The 2,379-nt window shown below is 26.0% G+C and carries 1 protein-coding gene; it reads right to left on the minus strand.

Going from position 1 to position 2,379, the window contains the following annotated elements:
• A partial coding sequence (locus tag ACRC03_RS10615) for a RecQ family ATP-dependent DNA helicase (protein WP_438652539.1) occupies positions 1 to 2,237 on the minus strand: 2,237 nt, incomplete at its 3' end.
• Between the last annotated feature and the right edge of the window lie 142 nt (positions 2,238 to 2,379).

The following is a 2,379-nucleotide window of genomic DNA, read 5'->3' on the forward strand; positions in this document are numbered from 1 at the left end:
CTCTCATGTTCATATAAAACATAACAGTCAGCTGGTTTTTTATCTCTTCCTGCTCTACCTGCTTCTTGGTATAAAGACTCTAGTGACATTGGCATTCCAAAATGAATGGTATATCTGATATTAGGCTTATCTACCCCCATTCCAAATGCTTTTGTAGCTACTAATAATGGTAATTTATTTTCCTTAAAATCTTTTTGCACCTTATTCTTGTATGTACTATATGCCTTACTATCCATTATAGGTAACTTTTTTACTTTAGGAGATTCACCTGAGAAGTATTTAGTCTCAGTCTTGAATTTTCTATTTATTTGATTAGATATTTCATGACATCCCTTTGAACCATTAACTGTAGATGTAAATATTATACCCGAATTAGTATCTTCTCCATTAACATCAAATATATTTTTATCTTCATTTAATTCTTTAAGTTTACTAAATAAAACTTCTTTCTTACTTGAAGAATTATTTTCATCACACTTTATAACATTAAATGTAAGCTCTTCTCTAGTAAATGATGTAAGTGTTTTTACATTATAACTTTCAACTTCAAATTCTTTTTTTATATCTTGTAACACAAAGTTTGAAGCTGTTGCTGTTAATCCTAATAATCTTGTTGATGGTGCAAATCTTCTTATTGTTTTTACTAGATTCAAATAAGAAGTTCTAAAATCATGTCCCCATTCCGAAAGGCAGTGAACTTCATCTATTACAGCTATTGCTATAGTACTATTTCTGTTTAATGTATCTAATGCTTCTCTAAATTTCTTAATTTGAAATCTCTCTGGTGATATGAATATAAACTGATATTTTTCCTCTGAGAATGACTTGATTATTCTATCTTTTTCTTCTCCATCAATATCTCCTGTTATACTCTTAATGTTGCTTATCTTATTTTTAATTAAATTAGTTTCCTGATCATATATTAAAGATTTTATTGGACAAACTACAAAACTTATACATGGTTGTAACAATGCAGTTAATTGATAGCATATAGATTTACCTGTTCCTGTAGGTAGTATTCCTATAGTATCTTCGCCTTGTAATGAGTTAATTATTATTGGTAACTGTCCATCTCTAAAGCTATCATGACCAAATATATTTTTAAGCAAAAACTCCAATGATTTTATACACTCAGTATCTTCTTTATCAATTTTATATCTGATTGGATCTGACGAACTTACTTTAAAGTATCGTCTTTTATCATAATAATCTGTTCTTACATATATTATATTTTTATCTAGTTCATTCTCATCTGTATATCTTTTATTTAAGCTAAAGTCTATATTTATATAATCTTTTTTATACAAATACTGTTCTTGATTTCTTGATTCTATAATATTAAGTTCTGGTCTGTTAAATTGAATTTTATCTAAAACACATAATTTTTCAAACCATATAAACAAATCTTTTATAGCAATATCTACAAAATTATATACATCTCTATTTAGTATATTTATTTTCCAAGACTCCTCATCTAGCTTTAAAATACCTTTTTCTAGTAAAGATAATATAGTTATTTGTAATCTCAGTACTGCATTTGCTTTTAAGTATTTTAGGTCTTTTTCTTCATAATCATCTATGTATTTATAGTCCTTATATATCTCTACTCTTTTATCATATTTAGAAATTATACTTTCTATTTTAGTTATTTTTTCTATAAATGAGTTATCTTCTCTTTTTACCTCATTTGATTTAATTCTTACTGTAACTATTCCATATTGTAATAAATATGCATCTCTTTCTTTGTCTTTTATGATCTGTATTTCTTCATTGTGATGTATTCCATCTATCTCTATTACTAATTTACATTGTGGCAAGTAAAAGTCTACTTTTTGATTTACAAATTGTTCATTGTATATATCTACCACATCATTTACTTCAGCTTCTGGTACTATTAATTGCTGTATAAATTTATATTTTCCTAAGTATTTAGGTATAAGTTTTTCAAAGAATATCTTTGCTGGGTAATCTTGATTTTCCTCATCACCCTTTATAGTATTTATCCAGTTAGGTACTTCATTATCTATAAGTCCAAATAGCTTTTTTTCTTTAAGATCTACATCCCCAATGTTTTGAGATAAATACTGAGACATTTTAGTCGGACAACCTCTTTGTAATATGTTTTTTAATACACATATTAAAGGATAATATTTATCTCTTGTGTTTAACTTTCCTTTTATATTCTGTACAACAAAGTTATAATTTGTGTAAGAATATGCTGCAGAATACTTTTCCATATTAACTCCCCATTATATATTTATATAAACAATCTACTTTTTTGTAATTTTATTTGGTAATAATATAGTATAACTTGGTATATAAATTTCTATATTACCACATTTGATTTTACCATATTTCATACAAGTTATTATTAAATAT

Origin of the sequence: Romboutsia sp., assembly GCF_051659545.1 — a bacterium.
Lineage (GTDB): Bacteria > Bacillota > Clostridia > Peptostreptococcales > Peptostreptococcaceae > JBOFOR01.